We start from the raw sequence: 24,430 nt of genomic DNA, 5'->3' as shown, positions 1-24,430 counted from the left end.
GCAATCCAGCTTTCACCATATCGCACGGGTCCCGCGGCACGTCACCTCATACGCCTGAGCATGACTGCCGCTTTCCTGGCATGCTACTGTCCCCTTCACCTTTCGGATCCAGGTGAGCCATCAGACCCAAGGACCTCCTCCCGAGTCCTTCCCGTCTATAACGGGGATATAACGAAGCGCCTCGTGGCGCATCAGGGCTTGCGCGCCACGCCGCCTGTGGTCTCGGGCAGGGACCCGGCCGCGCCCATCTCCGCGGGCTCGGGCCGCCACTCGGTGACCGGCACCAGGCCGGGCTCGACCATCTCCAGCCCGGCGAAGTACCCGCGGATGTGCTCGACGGGCTGCTGGATGTAGGGGACGCCACCGGACTTCGCGTAGTTCTCGGCGAGGGCGTTGAGGGCGGGGTTGGTGTCGTTGCCGTCCCACACGGCCAGGTAGCTGCCCGGCGGCACCGCGTCCACCACCCGCGCCACGATCGCGTGCGAGGCCTCGAAGCCCTTCGCGTGCCCGAGCACGCCCATGAACATGACCGCGATCGGCTGGTCGAAGTCCAGGAACTCGCGCGCCCGCTCGATGATCACCTCGGGGTCGTGGTAGTCGGCCTCGACGTAGGCGGTGACGCCCTCCGGGGTCGTGTTCTGCAGCAGCACCCGCGCGTGCGCCAGCACGATCGGGTCGTTGTCGACGTAGACGATCCGGGACTCCGGCGCGATCGACTGGGCGATCTCGTGGGTGTTCTGCATGGTGGGCAGGCCCGTGCCGATGTCGAGGAACTGCCGGATGCCCGCCTCCCCGGCCAGGAACCGCACGACCCGGTTGAGGAACTGCCGCGACTGCCGGGCGAACGTGGCCATGTCGTAGTACTGCAGCGCGGCCTCGGCCGCGTCGCGGTCGGCCGCGTAGTTGTCCTTGCCGCCCAGCCAGTAGTTCCAGATGCGGGCCGCGCCCGGCACATCGGTGTTGATGTCGTCGGTCGGTTCCGTCACCGGTGGGTCGCTCCTCTGCTCATGATGAGTCACTCAGCGTAGAGGATGTCGGGCCGGGGAGGCGACGCCGATCACCTCTTCGCGGGCGCGAGCGGTCACTCCACGTCACCCACGATTCTGTCGTTCTGCCGGGCGATCAGAGCTCCCGGCGCAGGACCTCGGCCGCCGCGGCCATGGCGCGCATCTTGCCGAACGCCGACTCCCGGGGCAGGTACTTCATCCCGCAGTCCGGCGCGATCACGACCTGCTCCGGGGGCAGCCGGTCGAACGCCCGCCGCACCCGCGCCGCGACCACCTCGGGGGTCTCCACCGCGGGGTCGGAGAGGTCGACCACGCCGAGGATGATCGTCTTGTCGCTGAGGTCGGACAGCACGCCGAGGTCGAGGCCGGACTGCGCGGTCTCGATGGAGATCTGCTCGACCGGGCAGCCGGCCAGCTCGGGCAGGAACGAGTAGCCCTCGGGCCGCTCGTGGATGATCGCCGCGTAGCCGAAGCACAGGTGCACCGCGGTGCGGCCGGTGACGCCCTCGAGGGCGGCGTTCAGGGCGCTGAGCCCGTAGGCGCGGGCGGCGTCGGGGCGGGCCTGCAGGTACGGCTCGTCGATCTGGACGATGTCGGCGCCGGCCGCGAACAGGTCGCGGATCTCGGCGTTCACCGCGGCCGCGTAGCCGTGCGCGGCCGCCTCGGCGTCGGGGTAGTGGTCGTTCTGGGCCTGCTGCGACATCGTGAACGGGCCCGGCACCGTGATCTTGATGGTGCGGTCGGTGTGGGCGCGCAGGAACTCCAGGTCGCGCACCTGCACCGGGGCCGGGCGGGAGATCGGGCCGACGATGCGGGGCACCGGGTTGGGGTGGCCGCTGCGATCCAGCGCGGTGCCGGGGTTGTCGATGTCGACGCCGTCCAGCGCGGTGGCGAAGTGGTTGGAGTAGCTCTCCCGGCGGATCTCGCCGTCGGTGAGGATGTCCAGCCCGGCCTCCTCCTGGGCCCGGATCGCCAGCACGGTGGCGTCGTCCTGGGCCTCGGCGAGCAGCTCCGGCTCGATGCGCCACAGCTCCTTGGCCCGCACGCGCGGGGGGAACCGCCCGGCCAGCTTGGCCCGGTCGATCAGCCACTCGGGCTGGGCGTAGCTGCCGACCAGCGACGTCGGCAGGACGGGGAGCGCGGTCATCGGGACTCCTCAGGGGGTGAGCACGATGCGGCCGGACGTCCGGCCGCCTGCCTGGCGCCGCCAGGCGTCGGCGGCGTCCTCCAGCGGCACGACCTCGTGCGCGACGGTCAGGGCACCGCGGGCGACGTGCGCGGCGACGGTGGCCACCGCGCCGGCGCGCTGCTCGCGGGTGAGCGCGTTGTTGGTGTAGCCGAGCAGGGTGAGCGACTTGCCGCGCAGCGTCGACGAGTCGAGCGGGCTGGTCTCGCCGGCCGAGCCGCCCAGGTGCACCAGCCGGCCGCCGGTGCCCAGGCAGCGGGCCGCGGCGGCGGCGGGCACCCCGAACAGCGGGTCGAGGACCAGGTCGACGGGGCCGTCGGCGGCCGCGGTGAACCGGGAGGCCAGCTCGGCGACGTCGTCGGTGTCCAGCGCGACGACGGCGTCCGCGCCCGCCTGCTCCGCCCTGGCCTGCGCATCCCGCGACCGGGCCGCGGCGACGACCCGGCGGGCGCCCGCGGCGCGGGCCAGCTGCACGGCGGCCTGGCCGACCACCCCGCCCGCGCCGAGCACGATCACCTGCTCGCCCGCGGTCAACCCGCCGCGCCAGGTCAGTGCCATGTGCGCGGCGACAGCGGAGAGGCCCAGCGCGGCCAGCTCGACCGGGTCGACGCCCTCGGGCAGCCGCACCAGGTCGGCCTCCGGCACGGCCGCGGCGCCGCGCATGCTGCCGTCGCCGGGCTTCATGCCGGCGTCGGTGGGGAACCACACCGCCCGGCCGTCGACCACGCCGACGCCCTGCACACCCGGCACGTACGGCGTCGCCGGGACGCCGAAGTACGACGTCCCGGACGCGCACAGCAGGTCGAGCGGCGTGATCGGCGCGGCGGTGACCGCGACGAGTACCTCGCCCTCGCCGGGCGTCGGCGCCTCGCGGTCGGACACCTCGGGCGGCTCGCCCGGCGTGTGGATCCGCGCCGCCCTGATGCTCACTTCGGCTGCAGCACGAAGTCGTAGCGGGCCTCGAACCAGCGCTCGTCGGACTTGCCGCCGTCCGGGGTCGGGCCCGGCTCGCGCTCGACGAACTCGACGACGAGCTCCTGCTTGGTGCCGAACACGACGTCGCTGTCCAGGTACTGCGCGCCGGCCTGGAACAGGTGGGTGATCAGCGGCTCGAAGCCCGGCACGTTGATCAGGAAGTGGATGTGCGCGGGCCGGAAGTGGCTGATGTCGGTCGTGCCGATGAGCGCGCCGACCGGGCCGTCCATCGGGATGGAGTAGCCCAGCGGGGCGATCGTGCGCAGGCAGTACGTGCCGTCCTCGCGGGTCGTGTACTTGGCGCGCAGGCGGGCCTCGTCGATGTCGGGGATCTGCGACTCGTAGGCGCCGTCGGTGTCGGCCTGCCAGACGTCGAGCACCGCGCCGGGGACCGGGGTGCCGTCCAGGGAGCGGACGGTGCCGGTGACGTAGAGGGGGGTGCCGGGCAGGCCGTCGGACATGTCCTCGCCGTAGCCCAGCTCGGGCGAGCCCTCGATGTGGAACGGGCCCAGCACGGTCGCCGGGGTGGCGCCCTCGTCGAAGCGGTGGTTCATCTGCACGACCAGCATGCTCAGCCCGAGCACGTCGGAGGCCAGGATGAACTCCTCGCGCTTCTCGTCGCTGATCTGCCCGGTCGCGGTGAGCCACTGGATGGCGGCCATCCACTCGGGCTCGGTCAGCCGCACCTCGCGGGCGAAGTCGTGGATGTGGCGGACGAGGGCGGTCAGCAGCTCGCGGGTGCGCGGGTCGTGGGCGGTCGCCCAGCGCTGCGTGGCGAGCTCGGTGATGTTCTCCTCGGTGGCGAGCTGGATGCCAGTGTCCGTCGAACTGCCAGTGTCCATCGGTGGGTGTCCTTCACTCCGGCTGGTACGGGTCGGGGTCGACGGACCGGTTGTTGAGGTCCACCGACAGGAAGATCTCGTTGGCCACCGGGTGGCGCAGCTCCTCGGCGAGCTGGCCGATCAACCCGGCGGTGCGGGCCAGCAGTGCGAACCCGCGCAGCAGCTCCAGCGGCAGCCCGAGGTCGGCCAGCGCCGCGCCGCACACGCCGGCGCCGTTGAGCGGCAGCGTACGACCGAGCACCTCGTGGTGCACCCGTCCGATGGCCTCGAACAGCCGCAGGTGCGGTCCGAAGAGGTCCTCCTCGCGGGCGATCGCCATCAGCCGCGGGGTCCGCGGGTCGCCCTGCTTGTGCACGTGGTGGCCCAGGCCGGGGACGAAGCGCTTCGCGGCGCGCTGCGCGCGCACGGTCTCCAGGGCCAGCGCGTCCCAGCCTGCGTCGTCGGTGGGCAGCTCGCCCCCGTCCGCCCGGACCGCGCCCAGCACGTCGTGCAGGAACCGGCCGCAGTCCTCGGTGACCCCGAGGAACCGCGACCCGCCGCCGAGCAGGCCCGCGGCCAGCGCGCCCTGGATCGAGTCGGGGGCCGAGAGCAGGGTGAGCCGGCTGACGATCGCGGTCGGGGTGAAGCCGTGGTCGGCCAGCGCGGCCAGCACGGCCTCGAACACCCGCGTCTCGCCGGGGCTCGGGCGGCGCTGGGTGGCCAGCCAGAACGACAGCTCGCCGAACCCGACGCTGCCCATCACGTCCTCGGCCAGGTCGTGGCCGAGCAGGGTGATCTTCTCCAGGCTGGACGCGCCCAGCGCCGTCGCGTACTCGGGCTCGTCGTTGTCGGTCATGCCTGGTCCCGGGGAGCGCCCAGCCACTTGCGCAGCTCGGCGCCGTGCTCGTCGAGCTGGGGCGGGGGCAGCTCGTAGCTGACCGGGGTCGCGGAGAACCGGATCGGGTTGCGGGTGGTCGGCATGGCCCGGTCGCCCTCACCGACCTCGACCACCGGGTCGAGGTCGAAGCGCTCGGCCATCGCGAACCCGCCGTCGATGGTGTTGATCGGGCCGCTGGGCACGCCGGCGTCGACCAGCAGCTCGAACCACTCGACCGCACCGCGCTTGACCAGCTGCTCGTTCAGGATGGGGCGCAGCTCGTCGCGGTTGGCGGTGCGGTCGGCGTTGCGCACGAACCGCGGGTCGTCGGCGACCTCGGGGATGCCCAGCACCTGGCACAGCTTGCGGAACTGCCGGTCGTTGGCCGCGGCGATGATGATGTCGTTGTCCGCGGTCGGCATCGGCTCGTAGGGGAAGACGCTGGGGTGGGCGTTGCCCATCCGGTAGGGCACCACGCCCGCCGCGGCCCACGCCGAGCTGTGGTTGACCAGCCCGGACAGTGCGGAGGACAGCAGGTTGATCTCGATCTGCTGGCCGGCGCCGGTGGCCTCCCGGTGGCGCAGCGCGGCCAGGATGCCGATGACCGCGTGGTTGCCTGCCATCACGTCGAACACCGAGATGCCGGCCCGGTACGGCGGGCCGTCCGGGTCGCCGGTCAGGCTCATCAGCCCGGAGATGGCCTGCACCATCAGGTCGTAGCCGGGCACCTTGGCCCCGGCGCCGGAGCCGAACCCACTGATCGAGGCGTAGACGACGCCCGGGTTGGTCTCCCGGACCGAGGCGTAGTCCAGGCCGAACTTGGCCATCCCGCCCGGCTTGAGGTTCTCGATGACCACGTCGGCCCGGCCGGCCAGCTCGCGGGCCAGCCCGATGTCGGTCTCGTCGCGGAGGTCGAGCACGATCGACCGCTTGCCGCGGTTGATGCCCAGGTAGTACGTGGAGATGCCGTCCCGGGCGGGCGGGGTCCAGGTGCGGGTGTCGTCGCCGGTCGGCGGACCCTCCACCTTGATCACCCGCGCGCCCATGTCGGCGAGCAGCATGGTCGCGTACGGTCCGGCCAGTACCCGCGAGAAGTCGGCCACCAGCAGGCCCGACAGCGGTCCCGACGGGCTCGACCCGGCGATCGCCCCAGCCACGTCGGTCATCGACCGCCTCCTCGTCCGTTGTGCGGACATCTGTCCGCTAGTGGATTCTGCGCACCCGGGCGGTCCCCCGTCAACGCTCAGGACGCGGTGGTCCGGGTGACGTGCGGAACGGTCTCGAGGCGGGCGAAATCGGCGCTGATCTCACCCGCGGCGTGCAGGAGCAGCGGCAGGTGGTGGTCGAGCAGGTGCTCGACGGAGGTCTCGGCGGCGTGCGTGTTGACGTTCACCGCGGCGATCACCCGGCCGCTGCCGTCGCGCAGCGGCGCGGCCACCGATCGGATGCCCAGGGTGAGCTGCTCGTCGGTGAGCGCCCAGCCGCGGGCGCGCACCTCGCGCAGCTCGGCGTCGCGCTCGGCCCGCTCCGGCTTCCAGCGCGGGACCAGGCCCGACCGGGTGGGCTCGGCGAGCACGGCGTCGACCTGCTCCGGGGTCAGCGCGGCGAGCAGCACCTTGCCCAGCGACGTCTGCAGCGCGGGGAAGCGGGTGCCGATCTGCACGGCCAGCGCTACGATCTTGGGCACCGCGACCCGCGCCACGTAGACGATGTCCGGGCCGTCGAGCTGGGCGACCGAGCACGACTCGTTCGTTCGCTCCGACAGCCGCACCATGTGCGGGCGCGCCACGTCCCACAGGCCCATCGACCGGACGTAGGCCACGCCGAGCTCCAGCACCCGGGGGGTGAGCACGAAGCCGCTGCCGTCGGCGCGCACGTAGCCCAGCTCCTGCAGGGTGAGCAGGATCCGCCGGGCGGTGGGCCGGGCCAGCCCCGCCGCCGTGGCCACCTCGGTCAGCGACATGCTCGGCCGGTTGGCGGCGAACGCGGTGATCACGTCCAGCCCGCGCGCCAGCGCCTCGATGAAGTCGGGTCCGGTCCCTGACCGCGGCATCCCACCACCACCTTCCGCCGGAGTCGCAGGGTAACCGCTCTGTCCGTGCAGCGGACAGAACCGCGTGAGATCGGTCCTCGATGGCCCCCGACTCGTGCATTGACAGGTCAACAATCCGGGTGGAGAGTGGCCGCGACCCCGGCTGACCGTGCAGCGGACACAAGTCCGCTGCATGACGTGTGTCGCGAAGGAGCGGACGCGATGACCGATCACCGATCCCGACCCCCGGTCGTCCTGCGCGGCGGCACGGTGCTCGTCGTCGACGACGCGGGACAGATCCTCCGCGGCGCCGACGTGCTCGTGGTGGACGACCGCATCTCCGCGGTCGGCCCGGCGCTGGAGGTGCCCGAGGGCACCGTCGAGATCGACGCGACCGGCGGCATCGTGATGCCGGGCATGATCGACACCCACCGGCACATGTGGCAGACCGCGATGCGCGGCTACGGCGCCGACTGGACGCTCACCCAGTACTTCGTCTGGTACTACCTCGAGTCCGGCAAGCACTTCCGGCCGGAGGACGTGCACGCCGGAAACCTGCTGGCCGCCGTCGAGGCGATCGACGCCGGCGTCACGACCTGCGTCGACTGGTCGCACGGCCTGCAGACCGTCGACCACGCCGACGCCGCCGTGGACGCGCTGCAGGCCGTGCCCGGCCGCTTCGTGCTCGCCTACGGCAACATCCAGCAGCCGCCCGCGGTGTGGTCGGCCTCGCCGGAGTTCCGCGACTTCGTCGACCGGCGGATCACCGGCGACGACATGCTCGGGTTCCAGCTGGCCTTCGACGTCACCGGCGACCCCGCCTTCCCGGAGAAGGGCGCCTTCGAGGCCGCCCGCGAGCTCGGCGTCCCGGTCACCACGCACGCCGGTGTCTGGGGCGCGACCAACGACGACGGCATCCGGCTCATGCACGACAACGGGTTCATGACACCCGAGACGGTCTACGTGCACGCGGCCACCCTGAGCACCGACTCCTACCACCGCATCGCCGCCACCGGCGGTTCGATCTCGGTGGCGACCGAGAGCGAGCAGAGCGCCGGGCAGGGCTACCCGCCCACGTGGGCGATCCGCGCGCACGGCATCCCGGTGTCGTTGTCGATGGACACCAGCGTGTGGTGGAGCGGCGACCTGTTCAGCGCCATGCGCACCACCCTGGGCGCCGACCGCTCCCGCGAGCACATGCAGGCCCACGCCAAGGGCGACACGGTCACCCACAGCAGCCTGCGGGCCGCGCACGTCGTGGAGTGGGCCACCCGCGGCGGGGCCAAGGCGATCGGGCGCGACTCCGACCTGGGCAGCATCGAGGTCGGCAAGAAGGCCGACCTGGTGCTGATCAAGAACGACGCCTCCCCGGTGTCGTTCCCGCTGCTCAACCCCTACGGCCACGTGGCCTTCCAGGCCCAGCGCGGCGACGTGCACACGGTGCTGGTCGACGGGCGGATCGTGAAGCGCGACCACCAGCTGGTCGGGGTGGACCTGGCGGCGGTGCGGGCGAAGGTCGAGGCGACCGTCGAGCACCTGCGCTCCACGCTGGGCGAGCAGGCCTGGCAGCAGGGCATGAACCCGGACGTGCCGGAGGCCGCGCTCGTCGACAACCCCTACACCTACAGCGACTACCGCAGCTCCACCTCCCACGGCGAGGCGCTCACCTGAGGTAGCCCGCGCCGGTTGCGCATCCGGGTCACGCGGCTGCGTCGAACGGGTTACCCCGGGGGTTGCGGGTATCGGGGTCGGCTCCGGTGGCTCCTGTCGCTGTGACCTCGATGGGGAACGGGCCGGGCACCACGGGCGCGTGGGGGCGCACCCGGCTCGAGGCCGAGTGGTTGGAGCTGGTCGCGGACGTCATGGCGGAGCCGCTCGGCGAGCTGCCGGTGCCCCGGCTGGCCATGCAGCTGAGCCGGACCTTCGACGGGCGGGCGTGCGCCTTCAGCGCCGCCGCGCCCGACGGCGCGGTGACCGGCGAGATCTACCCGTTGACCGAGCGGCTCGACGGGCACCGCGCGGAGGTGATGGAGTGGGGCAGGCGCCACGCCGCCCGCTTCCACCCGATCCTGGTGCACTACCGGGCCACCGGCAGGCCGCGGATCGCGCAGGTGGCCGAGGTGCCCGACGAGCACGTCGACCGCAGGCTGCTGACCGCGTGGTACGCGATGGCCGGCGGGTGGGGCTGCGCCGACCAGCTCGCGCTGCCGCTGCTGAGCGACCCGACGGGCATGCGCGCGTTCATCATCGGCCGCGACCGGCCCTTCTCCGAGCGCGAGATGGACGTGGCCCGCTCGCTCGGCAGGCTGCTCTGCGGGCTGGACCGGCAGGTCCGGGAGCTGGCCGGGCGCACCCCGGAGCCGGCGGCCGCGGCGGCGTCCCGGATGACGCCGCGCGAGCTGTCGGTGCTCGCCCTGCTGGCCGACGGCCTCACCGCGGCCGCGATCGCCCGCAGGCTCTTCATCGGGGAGCGGACGGTGCACAAGCACCTGGAGCACGTCTACGCGAAGCTGCGGGTCACCGACCGGCTCTCCGCCGTCGTCCGCGCCCAGCACGAGGGGCTGATCCCGGCGGGTAGGTCGCCGGTGGGGGTCTGAGGCTCGGCGTGAGCGACTTCGCGCGACATGAACCTGATGGGGCTTAGCTGCGCACCCGAGCCCCATCAGGTTCATGTCGCGGCACAGGACCGGGCGAACCGGACACCGCGGAGGCCCTGGACTACCTAGGACCGCTCCGCGAACCCCCGCAGGTCGCGGCGCTCGATGGCCGCGGCCATCAGCTCGGGGAACGCGTCGGGGGTGCAGGCGAACGCGGGCACGCCCAGCGCCGCCAGCGCGGCGGCGTTGTCGTGGTCGTAGGCGGGGGCGCCCTCGTCGGACAGCGCCAGCAGCACCACCACCTGCACCCCGGCCCCGACCATCGCCGCCACCCGGCGCAGCATCTCGTCCCGGACACCGCCCTCGAACAGGTCGCTGACCAGCACGAAGATCGTGTCGCGCGGGCGGGTGATCAGGGCCTGGGAGTAGCCGACGGCCCGGTTGATGTCGGTGCCGCCGCCGAGCTGGGTGCCGAACAGCACCTCCACCGGGTCGCTGAGCTGCTCGGTCAGGTCGACCACGGCGGTGTCGAACACGACCAGCGACGTCCGCAGCGAGCGCATCGAGGCCAGCACCGCGCCGAACACCCCGGAGTGCACGACCGAGGCGGCCATCGAGCCGGACTGGTCGACGCAGAGCACGACGTCGCGCTGCACGGCGGTGGTGCGCCTGCCGTAGCCGACCAGCCGCTCGGGCACCACCGTGCGGTGCTCGCGCTGGTAGTGCTTGAGGTTGGCGCGGATGGTGCGGTCCCAGTCGATGTCGGCGTGGCGGCGGGGCCGGGCGATCCGGCTGGCCCGGTTGAGCGCGCCGGTCACCGCGGCCCGCGTCTTCTGCGTGATGCGCGCCTCCAGCTCGGCGACGACGCGGGCGACGACCCGGCGGGCCATCTCCCGGCTGCGCTCGGGCAGCACCCGGTTCAGCGAGAGCAGCGTGCCCACGAGGTGCACGTCGGGCTCGACGGCGGCGAGCATCTCCGGCTCCAGCAGCAGGGCCTTGAGGTCGAGCCGCTCGATCGCGTCGGCCTGCATGACCTGCACGACCGTGCTGGGGAAGTACTCGCGGATGTCGCCGAGCCAGCGGGCGACCCGCGGCGCCGAGGCGCCCAGGCCGCCGGAGCGCCCGCGCCCGCGCTCGCCCGCCTCACCACCCGGGGGGCCGTCGTAGAGCGCGCCCAGGGCCGAGTCCATCGCCGCGTCGGCGCCGCTCGGCGTGCCCAGCGACGGGTCGGCGGCCGCGCCGAGCACCATCCGCCAGCGGCGCATCCGCTCCGCGTCCTCGGTGCCGCCCGTGCTGCCCGTGTCGGTCATGCCGTCACCTCCCGGCCCAGCAGGGCGCTCAACGCCGGCAGCGCGCGCTCGGCCAGCTCGTGGTCGACGCCGTCCTCGGTGGTGGCGGGCGCGGCGCCGCCCCCGCGCACCCGCTCGCCGATGGCGCGGCGCTCCGGCTCGGCGAAGGTGCCGAACGTGCGCCGCAGCAGCGGCATGGCCTCGGTGAACGCCTCCGCGCCCAGACCGGCCAGCCAGCCGTCGACCAGCGAGAGCAGCTCCGGGTCGTGCACCAGCAGCAGCCCGCCGCCGGCCAGGAACCCCTCCACCCACGCCGCCCCGGCCGCGGGCGCCACGCCGACCGACAGCGCCCGCGCCATCCGCAGCCCGGTCTCGGCGCGGTCGAGGCGCTGGGCGTCGTGCAGGAGGCGGGTGAGCCTGCCGGCCAGCAGGCCGTGCAGGTCGTCGCGCTCCACCAGCCCGGCCAGCGTGTCGAGCCAGCGCTCGCGCAGGTCGGCGTCGTCGAGCAGGCCGACCGCGCCGTGCGCGCCGTCGACGTGCGTGCGCAGCTCTGCGGCGGCCTCGTCGGACAGCGCCACGACGGCGGCGGGCAGCCCCGCGCAGGCGCGCCCGAGCAGACCGGTGGTGACCGAGCGCAGCGCGCCGACGTCGGTGCCGCGGACGTCGCCGTAGCGCAGGGTCCGGGCCAGCGCCGGGACCGCGGCCAGCAGGTGGGCCACGTCGGTGTCCAGGGCCGCGCGGGTGTCCAGCGCGCGCAGCACCGGGCCGAAGGCGTCGGCCAGGTCGGCCACCAGGCACGCCTCGACCAGCGCGGTGACCTCGGCCAGGACGGTGGCCTCGCGGGCCCGCCCGACGACCTGCGCCGACGCCGCCGCGACGACCGTGGTGCCGTGCGCGCCGGCGTCGATGAGCGCCACCGCGAACTCCGGCTGCCAGCACAGCGCCCAGGTCTCGCGGAAGGTGCCGGTGTTGCGCCTGCCCTCGGCGGGTTCGCCCCACGGCACGCCGAGCAGCCGCAGCCGGTGCAGCAGCCGGCTGCGGCCCAGGTCGATCGGGCGGCGCAGGTCGAGGTCGAGCTCGCGCTCCAGCGCCTCGGGCTTGAGCCGCAGGCTGCGCTGCTGGGCGGCCAGGTCGCGGGCCAGCGGCGTCGTCGGCATGTCGTCGGGCACGGCGCCCAGCCGCTCGCCGACCACCAGCCTGCGGTCGATCAGCCGCAGCCGCAGCTCGTCGCCCTCGCAGAGCACCGACAGGCTCGCCTCGGTCAGCTCGCTCAGCCCGGCCAGCGGCCGCCCGCGCAGCGCGGCCAGCGCCTCCGCCAGCCGCACCGCCTCGATGACGTGCGCGGACGAGGTGGGCACGCCCTCCTCGCGCAGCACGCCCGCCGCGTCGACCAGCCACCGGGCCACGACGTCGCCGCCGGTGCCGCCGCCCGCCGTGAACAGGTGGTGGTACCAGCCGGGGGAGGAGACCCCGGCGCCGTAGCCGCGCCAGGACGCCAGCCGCCCGTAGGTCCACGGCACCCAGGTGAACGTGACCTTGCCCTTGCGGCGGCCCTTGAGCAGGGCGGCGTCGTGGGTGGCCGGGACCTTGGCGGTGAGCGCGGGGACGTGCCACGCCCCGCAGACGATCGCGATGCTGCGGTGGGTGCGCCGGACCTGGCGCAGCACCGTGCGCATGTGCGCCTCGCGGAGCAGGTCGCGCGGGTCCTCCGGGGCCGAGGCCCGGATCGCGGCCATCGCCTCGGCGATCGCCTCGAACGCCGGCAGCTCCCGGTGCTCGACGACGTCCTCCCACCAGCGCTCGGAGTCGTCGTAGCCGGCCGCCGCGGCCAGCTCGCCGATCGGGTCGACCGGGCGCACCCGCGGAGCGGGCTCGTCGGCGTCGGCCCCGGGCTCGGGCGACGGGCCGACCTGCAGCGCGTAGGGCAGGTCGATGAACCGCACCGGCACCCCGCGGGCCACCGCCCAGCGGATCGCCTGCCACTCCGGGGAGAACACCGCGAACGGCCAGTACGCCGCGCGGCGCGGGTCGTCGGTGGCGTAGCCCAGCAGCGCGACGGGCGGCTGCAGCGCTTCGTCGGCGGCCCAGCGCACCAGCTCGTCGGCCTCCGGCGGGCCCTCGACCAGCACGATGTCGGGCTGCTGCTCGTCGAGCGCGCGGACGGTGGCGCGCGCCGACCCCGGCCCGTGGTGGCGGATGCCGTAGCAGCGCTCCACGACGTCGGCGCCGACGACCGCGCTGGTCACAGGGCGGCGCGGGCGGCGCGGTAGAAGTCGCGCCAGCCGTCGCGCTCGCGGACCACCGTCTCCAGGTACTCGCGCCAGACCGCGGCGTCGGAGACCGGGTCCTTGACCACGGCGCCGACGATGCCCGCGGCCACGTCGGCCGCGCGCAGCACGCCGTCGCCGAAGTGCCCGGCCAGCGCCATCCCGTTGGTGATCACCGAGATGGCCTCGGCGGTGGACAGGCTGCCGGTCGGCGTCTTCAGCGTGGTGCGGCCGTCGGCGGTCAGGCCGCCGCGCAGCTCGCGGAACACCGTCACGACGCGGCGGATCTCCTCGACCGCGGTGGGCACCTCCGGCAGCTCCAGCGCCCGGCCCAGCTCGCCGACCCGCCGGGTGACGATCCCGACCTCCTCCTCGACCGAGGACGGCACCGGCAGCACGACCGTGTTGAACCGCCGCCGCAGCGCGCTGGACAGCTCGTTGACGCCGCGGTCGCGGTCGTTGGCGGTGGCGATGACGTTGAACCCGCGGGTGGCCTGGACCTCGGTGCCCAGCTCGGGGACCGGCAGCGTCTTCTCCGACAGGATGGTGATCAGGGCGTCCTGCACGTCCGACGGGACGCGGGTGAGCTCCTCGACGCGGGCGATGGCGCCGGTGCGCATCGCCACCATGACCGGGCCGGCCACCAGCGCGTCCACCGTGGGGCCCTCGGCCAGCAGGCGGGCGTAGTTCCAGCCGTAGCGGATGGCCTCCTCCGGGGTCCCGGCCGTGCCCTGGACCAGCAGCGTCGAGTCGCCCGAAATCGCGGCGGCAAGGTGCTCGGAGACCCAGGTCTTGGCGGTCCCGGGCACGCCGAGCAGCAGCAGGGCGCGGTCGGTGGCCAGGGTGGCCACCGCGACCTCGACCAGCCGGCGCGGCCCGACGTACTTGGGGCTGATCCGCTCACCGTCGCCGAGGAGGTAGGTGACGACGGCCTGCGGCGAGAGCCGCCAGCCCGGCGGGCGGGGGCGGTCGTCCGCGGCGGCCAGCGCGGCCAGCTCGTCGGCGTACTGGTGCTCGGCGTGCGGGCGCAGCGCCTGCGCGGCCGGTGCCGCGACGGACGCTGCGGTCGGTGCGGGGATCGGTGCTGCCGTCAACGGAGCTCCTCGGTCATGTCGTGGCGGAAGGTCAGGGCGGCGGCCAGCGTGGTGACCAGCGCACCGGCCCGCTTGTCCGGGGCGCGGGCGGTGAGCCCCTCGGCCAGCCGGGCCAGCGGCGGCGCCCAGGCCACCGGCATGCCGGTGGCGGCCAGCGCGCACAGCTCACGCAGCTGCCAGCTGAAGGTGCCGGCGCGGGCCACCGCCTCGACGGCGGCGTACACGGCCCGGGCGACGGGCTCGGGCCACGGGGTCGGCACGCCCGCGAGCACCCGGCGGGCGACGCCGGGGTCGCGGGCCAGCGCGGGCACCAGGTGGGTGGCGACCCACTCGGCGGGCAGCAGGCCGCGCGCCGCGAGGGTGACGAGGTCGTCGTCCGGGCCGACCGGGCGGCCGCGCTCGGCGGTGCCGGCCAGGGCCTGGGCCCACTCGGCGTCGCCCGCGGCGACGGCGGCCCGGGTGAGACCACGCCGGAGCGCCGGCGCCCACGCCTCGGTGACCGGCATGGCCAGCACCTGGGCGGGGGAGCGGTCGGCGAGCGCGGTCCAGGTGCTGAGCGGGGTGCGCGCGACGACCTCGACCAGCAGTTCGGCGCGGGCGTCGGTGCCGCGCGCCGGCGGGGTGACACCGTCGCGGCGCAGGCCGGGATCGAACTCGGCGGGCGGGTCGACGACCCAGCGGTCGCGGCCGAGCGCCCGGTGCTCGACGCGCACGGCGGCGGTGGCGCGGGCGGCCATCCGCGCGGTGAGCCGCGACCCGGGCAGTGCGGCCAGTAGCTCGGCGGCGCCCGCGCGGACCTCCGCCCGGCGGTCGCGCAGGGCCCGCTCCAGCAGCGGCTCGTCGGCCGGGCCCAGCCCCTCGGCCAGCGCGCGCAGCAGCCGGGCGCGGTCGTCCGGGGCCTCGGCGTCGAAGGTGGCGGTGAGCAGGTCGAGACCGGCCGCGGGGTCGCGGCGGCGCAGGGCGGTGAGGAAGGCGACGCGCTCGCCGGGGGTGCCGGTCTCCCAGTCGTCGGGACGCGGCTGCGCGGCGTCGGCCGACTCGACCCGCAGGTAGGCCCACTCGGGGCGGCGCTCGGCCAGCCACGCGCCGCGGCGCCCGGCGAGCAGCGCCACGGCCGGGCGCAGCGCGGTGTGCCGGTGGCCCCGGTCGAGCAGGGCGGGCAGCGCGTCGGCCGGGACCCGGAAGCCGCGCTCGGCCGCCGCGCGCAGCCAGCCGTCGAGCAGGTCGGTGGCGGTGCCCGGGCCACCGGGCACCCCGGTGCCCCGCAGGAGCCGGTCGAGCCGGGCCGCGGCGGCGGGCGGGACGACCGGGCGCGTCTCCGGACCCGCCGGTTCGTCGGCCACGGCCCCGGCCACGGGCACCGGACCCGACTGGCGGTAGGCCACCGCGACGGCGGCCGCGTCGAGCAGCGCGGCCGCTCCCGTCGCGCCGCCGGCGACGGTGAGCTCGCGCCCGCCGACGGCCACCGGCCCGCCGCCCCACGGGCGGCGCCCGGTGCCCACCAGGGCCGCGGACACCAGGTCGGCGGGCAGCTGCGGGTGGGCGCGGGCCTCGCCGTCGGCCGCGGGGTCGTCGGCGCCCGGGGGTGCGGCGGCGAACCGCTCCCCGGGCCCGGACGGCCACGCCGACAGCACCCGCAGCCCGGACGCCCCCAGCTCACCGGCCACCGTGAGCGGGGCACCGCCGGAGACGGCCAGCAGCCACCACGGCGGCTCGGGCCCGGGACGCAGGTCGAGCGCGTCGCGGTCGGCGTCGACGAGCCGGTCGGTGCCCGCCGGGCGCACGTCGCGCAGGAGCACCGGGACGTCGCCGAGCCACGGGTCGGCGGCGCGCAGCGCGGCGACCCCGGCCAGCGCCTCGCGCACGCTCCTCGCGCCGGCCGGCGCGTCGATCGGCGCCGGCTCCCCGTGGCGGGCGGCGACCACCGCTCGGACGGGCGCGGCGCCGGGGTAGAAGCAGAGGTCGGCCTCGAAGGCCGTGCCCGGCGGGGCCTCGGGTGGCAGCGACCGGCCGAGCGGGGCGAAGGCCAGCACCAGCGCCGGGCGGCCACCGGCGGCGCCGAGCAGCCACGTGCGCCGGGTGAGCAGGCGCTCGTCGGCGCTGTGCGACTGCCCGACGACCTGCCACCGGTCGCGCACCGGCGGCCCGGCCAGCACCTGCTCGGTGCTCACCGGGAAGCCGATCCGCGACCGCACCGTGGCGGCGAGCCCGTCGGGCAGCTCGGCGAGCCGGGCGTGGCCGGTGACGAGCAGGCGCAGCGCGGCCAACCGCGCCAGCAGCCGCTCGGCCCACCGCGGCCCCACCCCGACCGCGCGCCCTGCTCTCCGCACCGCCTCGGCCAGGCCCGGGGCCTGCGCGTCGACCAGCCGGGCGGCCATCGCCTCGAACGGGCCGTCGCCGGCGGGCTCGACCGCGGCGAGGCCGTGCGTCAGCTGGTCGAGCAGCCACCGGTCGAGCTCCGCCACCCCGCCGGCCACCCGCTCGGCCCGCTGCGCGGCCCGCCGCTCCGCGGCCGCCACATCGACGGGGCCGCTCGGCGCCGCCTCGTCGGCCGGACGGGCGGCGGCCCTGCTCGCCCTGGCCTCCCGCGCCTGCTGCCACTCGCGCACCCACGCGGGCGCCTGCGCCTCCTCGACCTCCCCGGTGGCCCAGCGCAGCATCAACCCGAGCGCGTGCTTGCAGGGGAACTTGCGGCTCGGGCACGAGCACCGGTACGCGGGCCCGGACAGGTCGACGCAGGCCTGGTAGGGCCGCGTGCCGCTGCCCCGGCACGACCCCCACAGCAGCTCCCCGCTGACCCCGCCACCGTCCCACGAGCCCGCCCCGGCCACCGCCCGCGCACCGCGCGCCGAGCCGGCGTCGGGGGCGAGCGCGAGCACCTGGCTCGCGGTCCATCGTTCGACGGGCACACCCCAGACCGTAGGCAACCGGGGTGACACTCCGGCGCGCGCACCGGCTCCCGGGGCGGATCACCTGAAGTGGTGGATCGGGCGCGCTCCGCGGAACGGCACATCGACCGCGCCCGACGATCAGGTGGAGGACCCGTCCGGCTCGTCGGGGGAGCACATGGGCACACCGTTCGAGAAGCCGCAGCAGCCGGTCCCGCCACCCACCTGGCCGGTGGTCCCGCCGATCCCGGCCCAGCGCCGGGCCCCGCCCGACCCGCCCCCGCCCGAGCCCCCCGACCCGCCCCGGCGGTGGCCGTGGCTGGTCGGCGGACTGGCCGCGGGCCTGCTGGTCGGCGGGGCCGTCGGAGCGACCGCCCTGGCCGAGACCGTCGTCGTGGCCGCGCCGCCGGTGACGGTGACCGCTCCCGCCCCACCGCCCGAGACCGTCGTCGTCGCCGTACCCGCGCCCGAGGCCCCGGTGACCGCCGTCGAGCCGACCGGTCCGCTGACCACCTTCGGGGCCGGGGTGTGGGAGGTGGGGGTGGACATCGCTGCGGGGAAGTACAAGACGACCGGCACCGACGGGTACGGGTGCTACTACGCCCGGTTGAAGGAGAACGACGGCTCGCTGGGCGACATCATCAGCAACGGCTTCGTGCAGGGCCCCGCGACGGTGACGGTCAAGGCGGAGGACGGGTACTTCGAGACGTCGGGCTGCGAGGAGTGGGTGCGGGCCGGGTGACGCCCGCTGCTCCGTCGACCGGGGCGGGCACGCCCCGGCTTGCTGAGCAAGGTAAGCCTTGCTTCACTCCGTTGGTGGCCGCAACCACCGTCGGAGGGGAAGAATGACGCTGCTGCTGACGCCCGAGAGCCCGACCTGCGCGATCGACCGGCGCGGCTTCCTCATCGGGGCGGCCGCGCTGGCCGGCCTGGCCGGCTGCGCACCGGCGCCGGCACCCGCCCCGGTCGCCGCGCCCCGCCCCTTCGAGGGGGCGTTCGGTCCGGTGCAGGTCCCGGCCGACCCGCAGCGCGTGGTCAGCACCGACTTCTACACCGCCTACGCGCTGCTCGACGTCGGCTTCACCGTCGTCGCCACGGTGGAGGCCACCGTCGGCGGCGTCCTGCCCGAGTACCAGGCCGCCTACGACGCCATCCCCAAGATCGGCACGCCGCAGGACGTCAACTACGAGCTGATGGTCGCCCAGCAGCCCGACCTCATCCTGGGCACGCTCGTGCCGAACCTCCCAGAGGACCTGAACTCCCGGCTCAGCGCCGTGGCCCCGACACTGCTCTTCCCCGCCGCCCAGGAACCCGGCACCTGGCGGGAACGCGCGGTGCGCGCCGCCGACGTGGTCAACCGCCGCGCCCAGGCCGAGCAGCTGAAGGCGGCCTACGAGCAGCGCGCCGCCGACATCGGCACCCGCTACGCCGACGTGCTCGGCCGCACCCGCTGGGCACTGGTGCGCGGCGGTGCCCAGGGCAACGCCATGGTCGACCTGCCGAACTCCTGGAGCGGCGTGGTCCTCGGCGCCGTCGGCGCCCGGCTGGGCGCGTTCGCCGAAGGCAAGCCGGGTGCGTCGGAGCCGCTGTCGTTCGAGGAGCTGGGCCGGCTCGACGACTGCGACGTCGTGCTGCACCTGGCCGACACCGCCGGGCGGGTCAACGCCGACACCCGACGCGTCCTCGACCAACCGACCTTCCAGGCGCTGCGCGCCGCCCGCACGGGCCAGGTCCACCCACTGCCGAACTACTACGTCGCGCACTACAAGCAGGCCGACGCGGTGCTCACCGAGATCGAGAAGGTTCTCGCCGGGCTGTGACGGGCGGCGACCGGCTCGAGGCGCGCCAACGGCCGTTGATCGATCAGCGGTCCCGCCGCCAAGGCGTGCCTCGCTCGGACTGCCGCGGCCCGATAACAGTTGAGGGTCAGCTACTGTGGTCGTCGGACGGGACCTGATCGTCGGACTCCGACGTCGATATTGTGCAGTCGACCTCGCCCGAGGCCTCGGGGCCAACGCGGTGCACAGTGCTGCCGCCACCGGCCGAGCGGTCGAACCACGTCACCCTCCTGCCGCGAGGGGCACGGGCGGTGGCGACAGGTACCTGCTCGATGGCCACGGCGCACCTTTTCACTGCTGTCGTCCTGGGATCGGAGCAGACCGCCACCACGTGCGTGGCCGAACCGACGACGTATCGTACCCCGGATCGAGGGGCGACATGTTCGTGCTGCTAGGGAGTCTCCTGGCGTGCGGGAACGACGAGTTGCAAGGCTGTAAGTTCGGACAGCGTGGAGCTCGCGAGATCGGCCGCGGACAGCCGGTCCAATCGCCGTTCGACGGCCAGAGCGTCGACCAGTGACTCGATGTGCCCAGGCCTTTCGAGCAGTTGCAGGACACGGGCGCTGTCACTTCCCAGGAAGTAGAATTCGTACGGAGGTACTCGCCTTCCGACGAGGATATTCTCCGGCCCCGCCGCCGAGAAGTGTAGATGGGGTACCGCGACCACCGTATCAGTGTATCGGTACTTGTCACGGCGAGGCGATCGAGGAGAAGGTGGAAGCTGTCCAAGGAGTTGGTGAGTAAGTGAAACCCCATCAATCCCTAGAAATTCAACATGACCAATCAGCCATCCTCCGATGTCGCGTGCTCGTTGCCTCGCGAATGGCAGTAGCGAGGGATACGTCTCCTGCACTGTGAGAGCGTTCTGGATTTCGTCTGAGAGTTGAGCGAGGCAGCTGTACGCGTGGAATGCTGCGAAGCACTGTTCAAGCGGCCAGCGGGTCGTCGGTGATCGCCATGGTGGGTGGTACTTGGGGAAACTGTGGGCGTTCGGACCGATGATGTCGAGTACAAGGGCGAGATCGAAGAACTTCTGATGTGCGCCTTCGTGTACGAGGTGTTCCGCAGCTTCGACAGGTGACTGCGGCGCGCCCATGACGATTAGGCCCGGGAACTGGCGAAGAGAAGCACTTCGTATTCGGCTCGGCCATCTCGCATCGAGTAGGGCGAGGAACGTTGCGTGCCCCAGAAGGTCGTCAAGCAGTGTTGAATAGTTAGCGACCAGGTCCATGCCGGCTTTCACGGCTAGCAGTTGTGCCTCGAAAGTTTGCCCCGACTCGATCGTTGCGAAGTGCACCTCGGCGGGCTCGTCTGCGGCTAGAATCCATCGGACACTTGCGAGGATAGTGTCAGTCTCGGCGTCAGTGAGGACAGGAAGGATGGCTGAGCCGCTAGTCAGCAATGTGGCAGTGCGCGCCAAGTGAGCTGCGGAGTCAAGGTCGGTGCGGGAGATCAATCGCAGGTTCGCCAGTGATTCCTGCACTGCGTGGCGAAGCAGTGGGCTGTCCGCGACCTCGGCGGTGATGGCGGGTGCATTGAGTAGGAAGTCGACAGCCATCACATAAAGAGCGCGTCGTGCAGCAATTAGATCGGCTTGTGGGCGCAAGCTCCGGTGAGTCTCTGGAATCATTGAAGAAGATGTCCGGACAGTCGGCTGGTTTGAGGCGAGGAGCTCGAGCTCAGCTTCCTAAATGGTCGAGTATTCATTATCTCGCTGTGCTGCCGCTTTGGTAGTTTTCGGGGCGTTGTCGCCACAGGAGTGCGAAGCCATGGCCTGGCAGCATCCACGAGCGAACCTGTAGGTCAGTTTGCAGTTCCGCTGCATTGGTCCAGTGATTCGGCACCGACCATGCTCGGAAGGTGAACGGGGCAACGTGGAACTCGTAGGGGCCACCGAATTCCGGTTGAAGGCCTGAGACGTCTAGCGAGATCTTATCGACGAAACACGGATAGGGTGGCTGCCAGTAACAATATCCGTCTTCCGTGCTGTTCAAGCTGGAGCTACGGGTGATGAGTCCATCAACGGAATGCATGATCGCGGCTTCCGAGGTGAGGTCCCCGAAATTTGTCAGAGTTAGATCGTACTCGTAAATTCTCAACGTTCCCATGTAGAGTCGCGGGTCTTGTTGCGGAATTGATCCGACGTCGGAGCGGAAGAATGCCAGATGCTCCGGCCATTCGTCAAACGGAACATATCGCGGCTCGACTGGCGTCAGCTCCGTGCTGAACTTTCTTCCATTGGAATCGCGGTATCTGGCAGCGATCTCGACGCCCTGAAGCATCCCTTTCGTAGACTCGTCGAACATCTCGCGATCGGGGATGTACCACCAGTCGTAGAGAGGTTTACCGCAGCCTGTTGCAATAATGTCACGCAGTCGCGGGTCGCACGTCATGAATAAGGTCATTCGGTCATCTGCGACGCTACTATGAAAGTTATATTCAATTGTGGCCGACAGGCGGTACGTGCCGGGTACTTCGGAGCTGAGCACGTACTCTATTGTAGTATTCGTACTAATGCAGAGATCCTGCCCTCCTGGCTTCTGGCCTTCTCCGCCTAATACCGCATGAACCACGTCTTGAATGGCTCCAGAATTGCCGTAGAGGTTTGACAGTAGAGGGCTGAGTGCCTGCGCAGGAAGAAGCGTGGCAAGAATTGCCGGACCGGAAAGCTTAGCTAGTTCCGCCGTCCACAGCTGCTTCAAGTAGCGCTGGTAAACGAGGATCAGTATCGCAATAATCAGCGCGATCATTCCGAGGAGGCGCGACAGGTCGGCTAAGATCTTAGCGACCTCACCGTTTCCCGCAGGGATGAGCACGTACACCGCAAGGAGGATGATACCAACTGCGGCTGAGGTGGTCGCGACGCCGCCCAGACTGCGACGTCTCTGATGATCGTCATGTTCGCTCGCAGCCGGCAACCCATCCCCCTCGCATGTCAGAGGGAAATCATCACCCGCTCAGGCGCTCAACGGAAGTCGTGTGCTGGATCGGCTACCCGTATTGCAGCGACGTCGGCCTCAGTAGGCGAGTCCTACGCGCACCACCCCGCCCAGCCGGGAGGCGAAGGTCAGCACGTGGGAGGCCATCGCCGTGCGGGCGCCGGCCTCGTCGCGGTTCTTGAGGAACTGGACCACGAGGCCGTGGCCGTCGCTGGACTGCTTGCCTGCGGTGCCGTCGGCGAAGCAGCCGCGGCGGAACTCGCGCAGCTCGGGGATGAGCATCGCGTACATGTCGCGCAGGATCCGGTTGTGGGCGGCGTCGACGATGAGGGCGTGGAAGCGCTCGTCGGTCTCGAGCATCTCGTCGGCGTCGCGGGCGCGGCGGTGGGCCTCGTCGGCGTCGATGATGCGGCCGAGCTCCTCGCGGGTGGCGTTGTGGGCGGCCAGGCCGGTGGCGGTGGTCTCCAGGGCCAGGCGCACCTCGGCGAGCTGGGCCAGCTCGAAGCGGCGGTCGCGCTCCTCGTCGGTGGGGCTGTCCTCGGCCTCGGTGGGTGAGCGGGCGACGACGAGCCAGCCGCGGCCGCGTTCGACGTCGACCAGGCCGCCGAGCTGGAGGCGCTGCAGGGCGGCGCGGACGGAGGTGCGGCCCACGCCGAAGCGGCGGGCCAGCTCGTGCTCGTTGGGCAGGAGTTCGCCCGCGGGGAGCTCGCCGCTGTCGATGAGTTGGCGGATGCGGTCCTCGATGACTTCGGGGCGCGGTCGACGGCTGTCCGCCGACAGCGTCCACTTCGAGGTGTCTGGCGTGGTCACGGAGGTCTCCGGGGGGTAGCACGGCACGTGCTGCGCCGCGGCGGGCGCGGCGGCCCCGCCTCCGGCCGCCCGCACCGCCGCTGGCGGTTCGCGAACCCGGCACAGGTCTGCTGGGTGCGCGGGTTGTCGGACATGTTACCGCGCTGGACAGCCTCCGTCCACCACTTTGTCGTTCCTGAGGTTGTCCGGCCTGCGAGTAGAGGGTAAGGGGGTGTGAGACAAGTTAATTGCTTGTGAGACGTCCCACCTCCTGGCATCCTGGAGTCGGCCGGGGAACCGGTCGAACGGAAGAGGAGCCCGAGGCCGGCACGCCTGGGCTCCTCCGACTCCCACCGCACCGTCAGCCAGACAGCACACGACAGGAGATGTCCAGTATGCACCCCCAACAGCAACGCAGGCGCAACCGGGTCACCGAGCTCTTCTGGAGCTTCGTGCTCATCGCGCTGCCCCTGACCGCCGCCCTGGCGGTCAACGAGTTCATGGGCTGGTGGGAAGGCGTGGCCGCCTTCCTGGTCGTGGGGGCCGTCCTCGGCCTCGCGGCCTACTCGCCCGAACGGCGCGTCGGCTGACGTCGTGCGCGCCACCCGACCCGGTGGGGGGGGGGGGGGGGGCCCGGGCCCCCCCCCGGGGCCGTAGCGGGCCCGGCCCGGGGGCGGTGGGACGGTCCGCGGGGCCCCCCCCCCCCCGGGGGGGGGGTCCGGGCCCGCCCCCGTCCCCCCCCACCGGTCCGTTCAGGGCCCCTCCGAGGGGCCGTTGGAACGGTCCACCCGGTCCGCGGGCCCCGATATAGTGCGGCCCGTGACCTCGGACGCCGGGCCCGTACGACCGCCGACCATCCGCACGGTGGCGGCGCGCGCGGGGGTGTCGAAGTCGCTCGTCTCGCTGGTCCTGCAGAACTCGCCGCGGGTCAGCGAGCAGCGCCGGGCCGCGGTGCTCGCGGCCATGGACGAGCTCGGCTACCGCCCCGACCCGGCGGCCCGCAGCCTCGCCGAGCGCCGCACCCGCACCGTCGGCGTCGTGCTCGACGACCTCACCAACCCCTGGTACGTCGACCTGCTGGCCGGTCTGCGGCCCGTGCTGCACGAGCACGGGCTGCGCCCGCTGCTGGCCGACGGCGCCACCGAGCCGGACGCCGTGGCCGCGCTGACCGACCTTCGGGTCGACGGCATCGTGGTGGTCGGCACCCCGTCGGACCCGGTGGTCGAGCAGGTCCTCGCGCTCGGCGACGTGCTCCCGGTGGTCGTGGCCGGCACCCGCGAGTCGCGGCTGGGCACGGCCGACATCGTGGCCAACGACGACGACGCGGGCGCCCGGCTCGCCACCGCGCACCTGCTGGAGCAGGGCCACCGCCGGATCTCGCACATCGTCGGCCGCGGCGAGGTGGGCGGGCTGCGCCGGGAGGGCCACGTCGCCACCATGCGCGCCGCCGACCTCGCCCAGCACTGCGTGGACGGCGACTGGACCGAGGAGACCGGCCACCGGCTCGCCCACGAGCTGCTCACCGGCCCGGACCGGCCCACGGCGATCCTCGCGGCCAACGACCGGTCGGCCGTGGGCGTGCTGACCGCGGCCGACGAGCTGGGCCTGGCGGTGCCGGGCGAGCTGTCGGTCGTCGGCTACGACGACACGGTCCTGGCCCGACTGCCCCGGCTGTCGCTGACCACGGTCGACTCGCACATCGCCGAGGTCGGGCAGGCCGCGGGGGAGGCGCTGTGCGCCCGGCTCGCCGGCGACGACCCGGGCGCGCCGACCACCCGGCTGATCACCCCGGCCCTGGTCGTGCGCGGCTCGACCGGCCCCGCGCGCTGAC

General features: G+C 73.2%; 20 protein-coding genes. 6 read left to right on the top strand and 14 right to left on the bottom strand.

The genetic code is table 11. From position 1 onward, the window contains the following. Positions 1-191: 191 nt before the first annotated feature. The 7 genes from KDL28_RS21995 to KDL28_RS21965 form a co-directional block, all read right to left on the bottom strand. Positions 192-986, bottom strand: coding sequence for an SAM-dependent methyltransferase (locus KDL28_RS21995; protein WP_252441354.1), 795 nt, complete (start codon positions 984-986; stop codon positions 192-194). Positions 987-1,122: 136 nt separating this feature from the next. Then, a complete protein-coding gene (locus KDL28_RS21990) occupies positions 1,123-2,154 on the bottom strand; it encodes a uroporphyrinogen decarboxylase family protein (RefSeq protein ID WP_252441353.1) in 1,032 nt (343 codons plus the stop codon). A 9-nt stretch (positions 2,155-2,163) separates the two neighbouring features. Further along, positions 2,164-3,123, bottom strand: a complete 960-nt coding sequence (locus tag KDL28_RS41615; RefSeq protein ID WP_252441352.1) for a quinone oxidoreductase family protein — start codon at positions 3,121-3,123, stop codon at positions 2,164-2,166. Continuing rightward, positions 3,120-4,010 (bottom strand): dioxygenase family protein, encoded by an 891-nt coding sequence (locus KDL28_RS21980; RefSeq protein ID WP_252441351.1) that lies wholly within the window; start codon positions 4,008-4,010, stop codon positions 3,120-3,122. The genes KDL28_RS41615 and KDL28_RS21980 overlap by 4 nt, the downstream gene beginning before the upstream one ends. A 13-nt stretch (positions 4,011-4,023) precedes the next feature. Further along, entirely contained in the window at positions 4,024-4,845 is an 822-nt protein-coding gene (locus KDL28_RS21975; protein WP_252441350.1) for a citryl-CoA lyase, read from the bottom strand. Next, positions 4,842-6,032 (bottom strand): CaiB/BaiF CoA transferase family protein, encoded by a 1,191-nt coding sequence (locus tag KDL28_RS21970; protein ID WP_252441349.1) that lies wholly within the window; start codon positions 6,030-6,032, stop codon positions 4,842-4,844. Before KDL28_RS21970 ends, KDL28_RS21975 begins: the two co-directional genes overlap by 4 nt. 77 nt (positions 6,033-6,109) lie before the next feature. Then, the gene (locus KDL28_RS21965) at positions 6,110-6,919 is read right to left on the bottom strand and encodes an IclR family transcriptional regulator domain-containing protein (protein WP_252441348.1); all 810 of its coding nucleotides are present in this window, start codon (positions 6,917-6,919) and stop codon (positions 6,110-6,112) included. 201 nt (positions 6,920-7,120) lie between these two features. Between KDL28_RS21965 and KDL28_RS21960 the strand changes: the two genes are divergently transcribed. Together KDL28_RS21960 and KDL28_RS21955 are read left to right on the top strand one after the other, a co-directional pair. Beyond that, positions 7,121-8,569, top strand: a complete 1,449-nt coding sequence (locus KDL28_RS21960) for an amidohydrolase family protein (protein WP_252441347.1) — start codon at positions 7,121-7,123, stop codon at positions 8,567-8,569. Between the two features lie 110 nt (positions 8,570-8,679). Continuing rightward, positions 8,680-9,495, top strand: coding sequence for a helix-turn-helix transcriptional regulator (locus KDL28_RS21955; protein ID WP_252441356.1), 816 nt, complete (start codon positions 8,680-8,682; stop codon positions 9,493-9,495). Positions 9,496-9,620: 125 nt separating this feature from the next. On the opposite strand, the gene KDL28_RS21950 is transcribed toward KDL28_RS21955, so the two are convergent. Genes KDL28_RS21950 through KDL28_RS21935 form a run of 4 tightly spaced genes read right to left on the bottom strand, consistent with a single transcriptional unit; the run spans position 9,621 to position 17,054 of the window. Continuing rightward, positions 9,621-10,805: a VWA domain-containing protein gene (locus tag KDL28_RS21950; protein WP_252441346.1), complete on the bottom strand. Its 1,185-nt coding sequence runs from the start codon at positions 10,803-10,805 to the stop codon at positions 9,621-9,623. Continuing rightward, positions 10,802-13,030 carry a DUF5682 family protein gene (locus tag KDL28_RS21945; protein WP_252441345.1) on the bottom strand — a complete coding sequence of 743 codons (2,229 nt, stop codon included), beginning with the start codon at positions 13,028-13,030 and terminating at the stop codon, positions 10,802-10,804. The genes KDL28_RS21950 and KDL28_RS21945 overlap by 4 nt, the downstream gene beginning before the upstream one ends. Further along, positions 13,027-14,130 carry an ATP-binding protein gene (locus KDL28_RS21940; protein ID WP_252441355.1) on the bottom strand — a complete coding sequence of 368 codons (1,104 nt, stop codon included), beginning with the start codon at positions 14,128-14,130 and terminating at the stop codon, positions 13,027-13,029. Before KDL28_RS21940 ends, KDL28_RS21945 begins: the two co-directional genes overlap by 4 nt. 11 nt (positions 14,131-14,141) lie before the next feature. After that, positions 14,142-17,054 carry an SWIM zinc finger family protein gene (locus KDL28_RS21935; RefSeq protein WP_252441344.1) on the bottom strand — a complete coding sequence of 971 codons (2,913 nt, stop codon included), beginning with the start codon at positions 17,052-17,054 and terminating at the stop codon, positions 14,142-14,144. 157 nt (positions 17,055-17,211) lie between these two features. Here KDL28_RS21935 and KDL28_RS21930 point away from each other — a divergent pair, with 157 nt between their 5' ends. Both KDL28_RS21930 and KDL28_RS21925 read left to right on the top strand, forming a co-directional pair. Then, positions 17,212-17,775 (top strand): Rv1352/Rv1906c domain-containing protein, encoded by a 564-nt coding sequence (locus KDL28_RS21930; RefSeq protein ID WP_252441343.1) that lies wholly within the window; start codon positions 17,212-17,214, stop codon positions 17,773-17,775. A 103-nt stretch (positions 17,776-17,878) separates the two neighbouring features. Then, entirely contained in the window at positions 17,879-18,853 is a 975-nt protein-coding gene (locus KDL28_RS21925; RefSeq protein ID WP_252441342.1) for an ABC transporter substrate-binding protein, read from the top strand. Between the two features lie 409 nt (positions 18,854-19,262). On the opposite strand, the gene KDL28_RS21920 is transcribed toward KDL28_RS21925, so the two are convergent. The 3 genes from KDL28_RS21920 to KDL28_RS21910 all read right to left on the bottom strand — a co-directional run bounded on the left by KDL28_RS21920 (position 19,263) and on the right by KDL28_RS21910 (position 22,620). Beyond that, positions 19,263-20,429: an aKG-HExxH-type peptide beta-hydroxylase gene (locus tag KDL28_RS21920; RefSeq protein WP_252441341.1), complete on the bottom strand. Its 1,167-nt coding sequence runs from the start codon at positions 20,427-20,429 to the stop codon at positions 19,263-19,265. Between the two features lie 148 nt (positions 20,430-20,577). After that, positions 20,578-21,693, bottom strand: coding sequence for a hypothetical protein (locus KDL28_RS21915; protein WP_252441340.1), 1,116 nt, complete (start codon positions 21,691-21,693; stop codon positions 20,578-20,580). 195 nt (positions 21,694-21,888) lie between these two features. Further along, entirely contained in the window at positions 21,889-22,620 is a 732-nt protein-coding gene (locus KDL28_RS21910) for a FadR/GntR family transcriptional regulator (protein ID WP_252441339.1), read from the bottom strand. 374 nt (positions 22,621-22,994) lie between these two features. On the opposite strand from KDL28_RS21910, the gene KDL28_RS21905 reads away from it, so the two are divergent. Together KDL28_RS21905 and KDL28_RS21900 are read left to right on the top strand one after the other, a co-directional pair. Then, the gene (locus KDL28_RS21905; protein ID WP_252441338.1) at positions 22,995-23,189 is read left to right on the top strand and encodes a hypothetical protein; all 195 of its coding nucleotides are present in this window, start codon (positions 22,995-22,997) and stop codon (positions 23,187-23,189) included. A gap of 229 nt (positions 23,190-23,418) precedes the next feature. Continuing rightward, complete coding sequence (locus KDL28_RS21900; protein WP_252441337.1) at positions 23,419-24,429, top strand: LacI family DNA-binding transcriptional regulator; 1,011 nt, start codon at positions 23,419-23,421, stop codon at positions 24,427-24,429. Position 24,430 lies beyond the last annotated feature (1 nt).

Source organism: Pseudonocardia humida (assembly GCF_023898865.1).
Lineage (GTDB): Bacteria > Actinomycetota > Actinomycetes > Mycobacteriales > Pseudonocardiaceae > Pseudonocardia > Pseudonocardia humida.
Note: the sequence above shows the minus strand (reverse complement) of the source record. Positions and strands in the feature narration are given on the sequence as shown.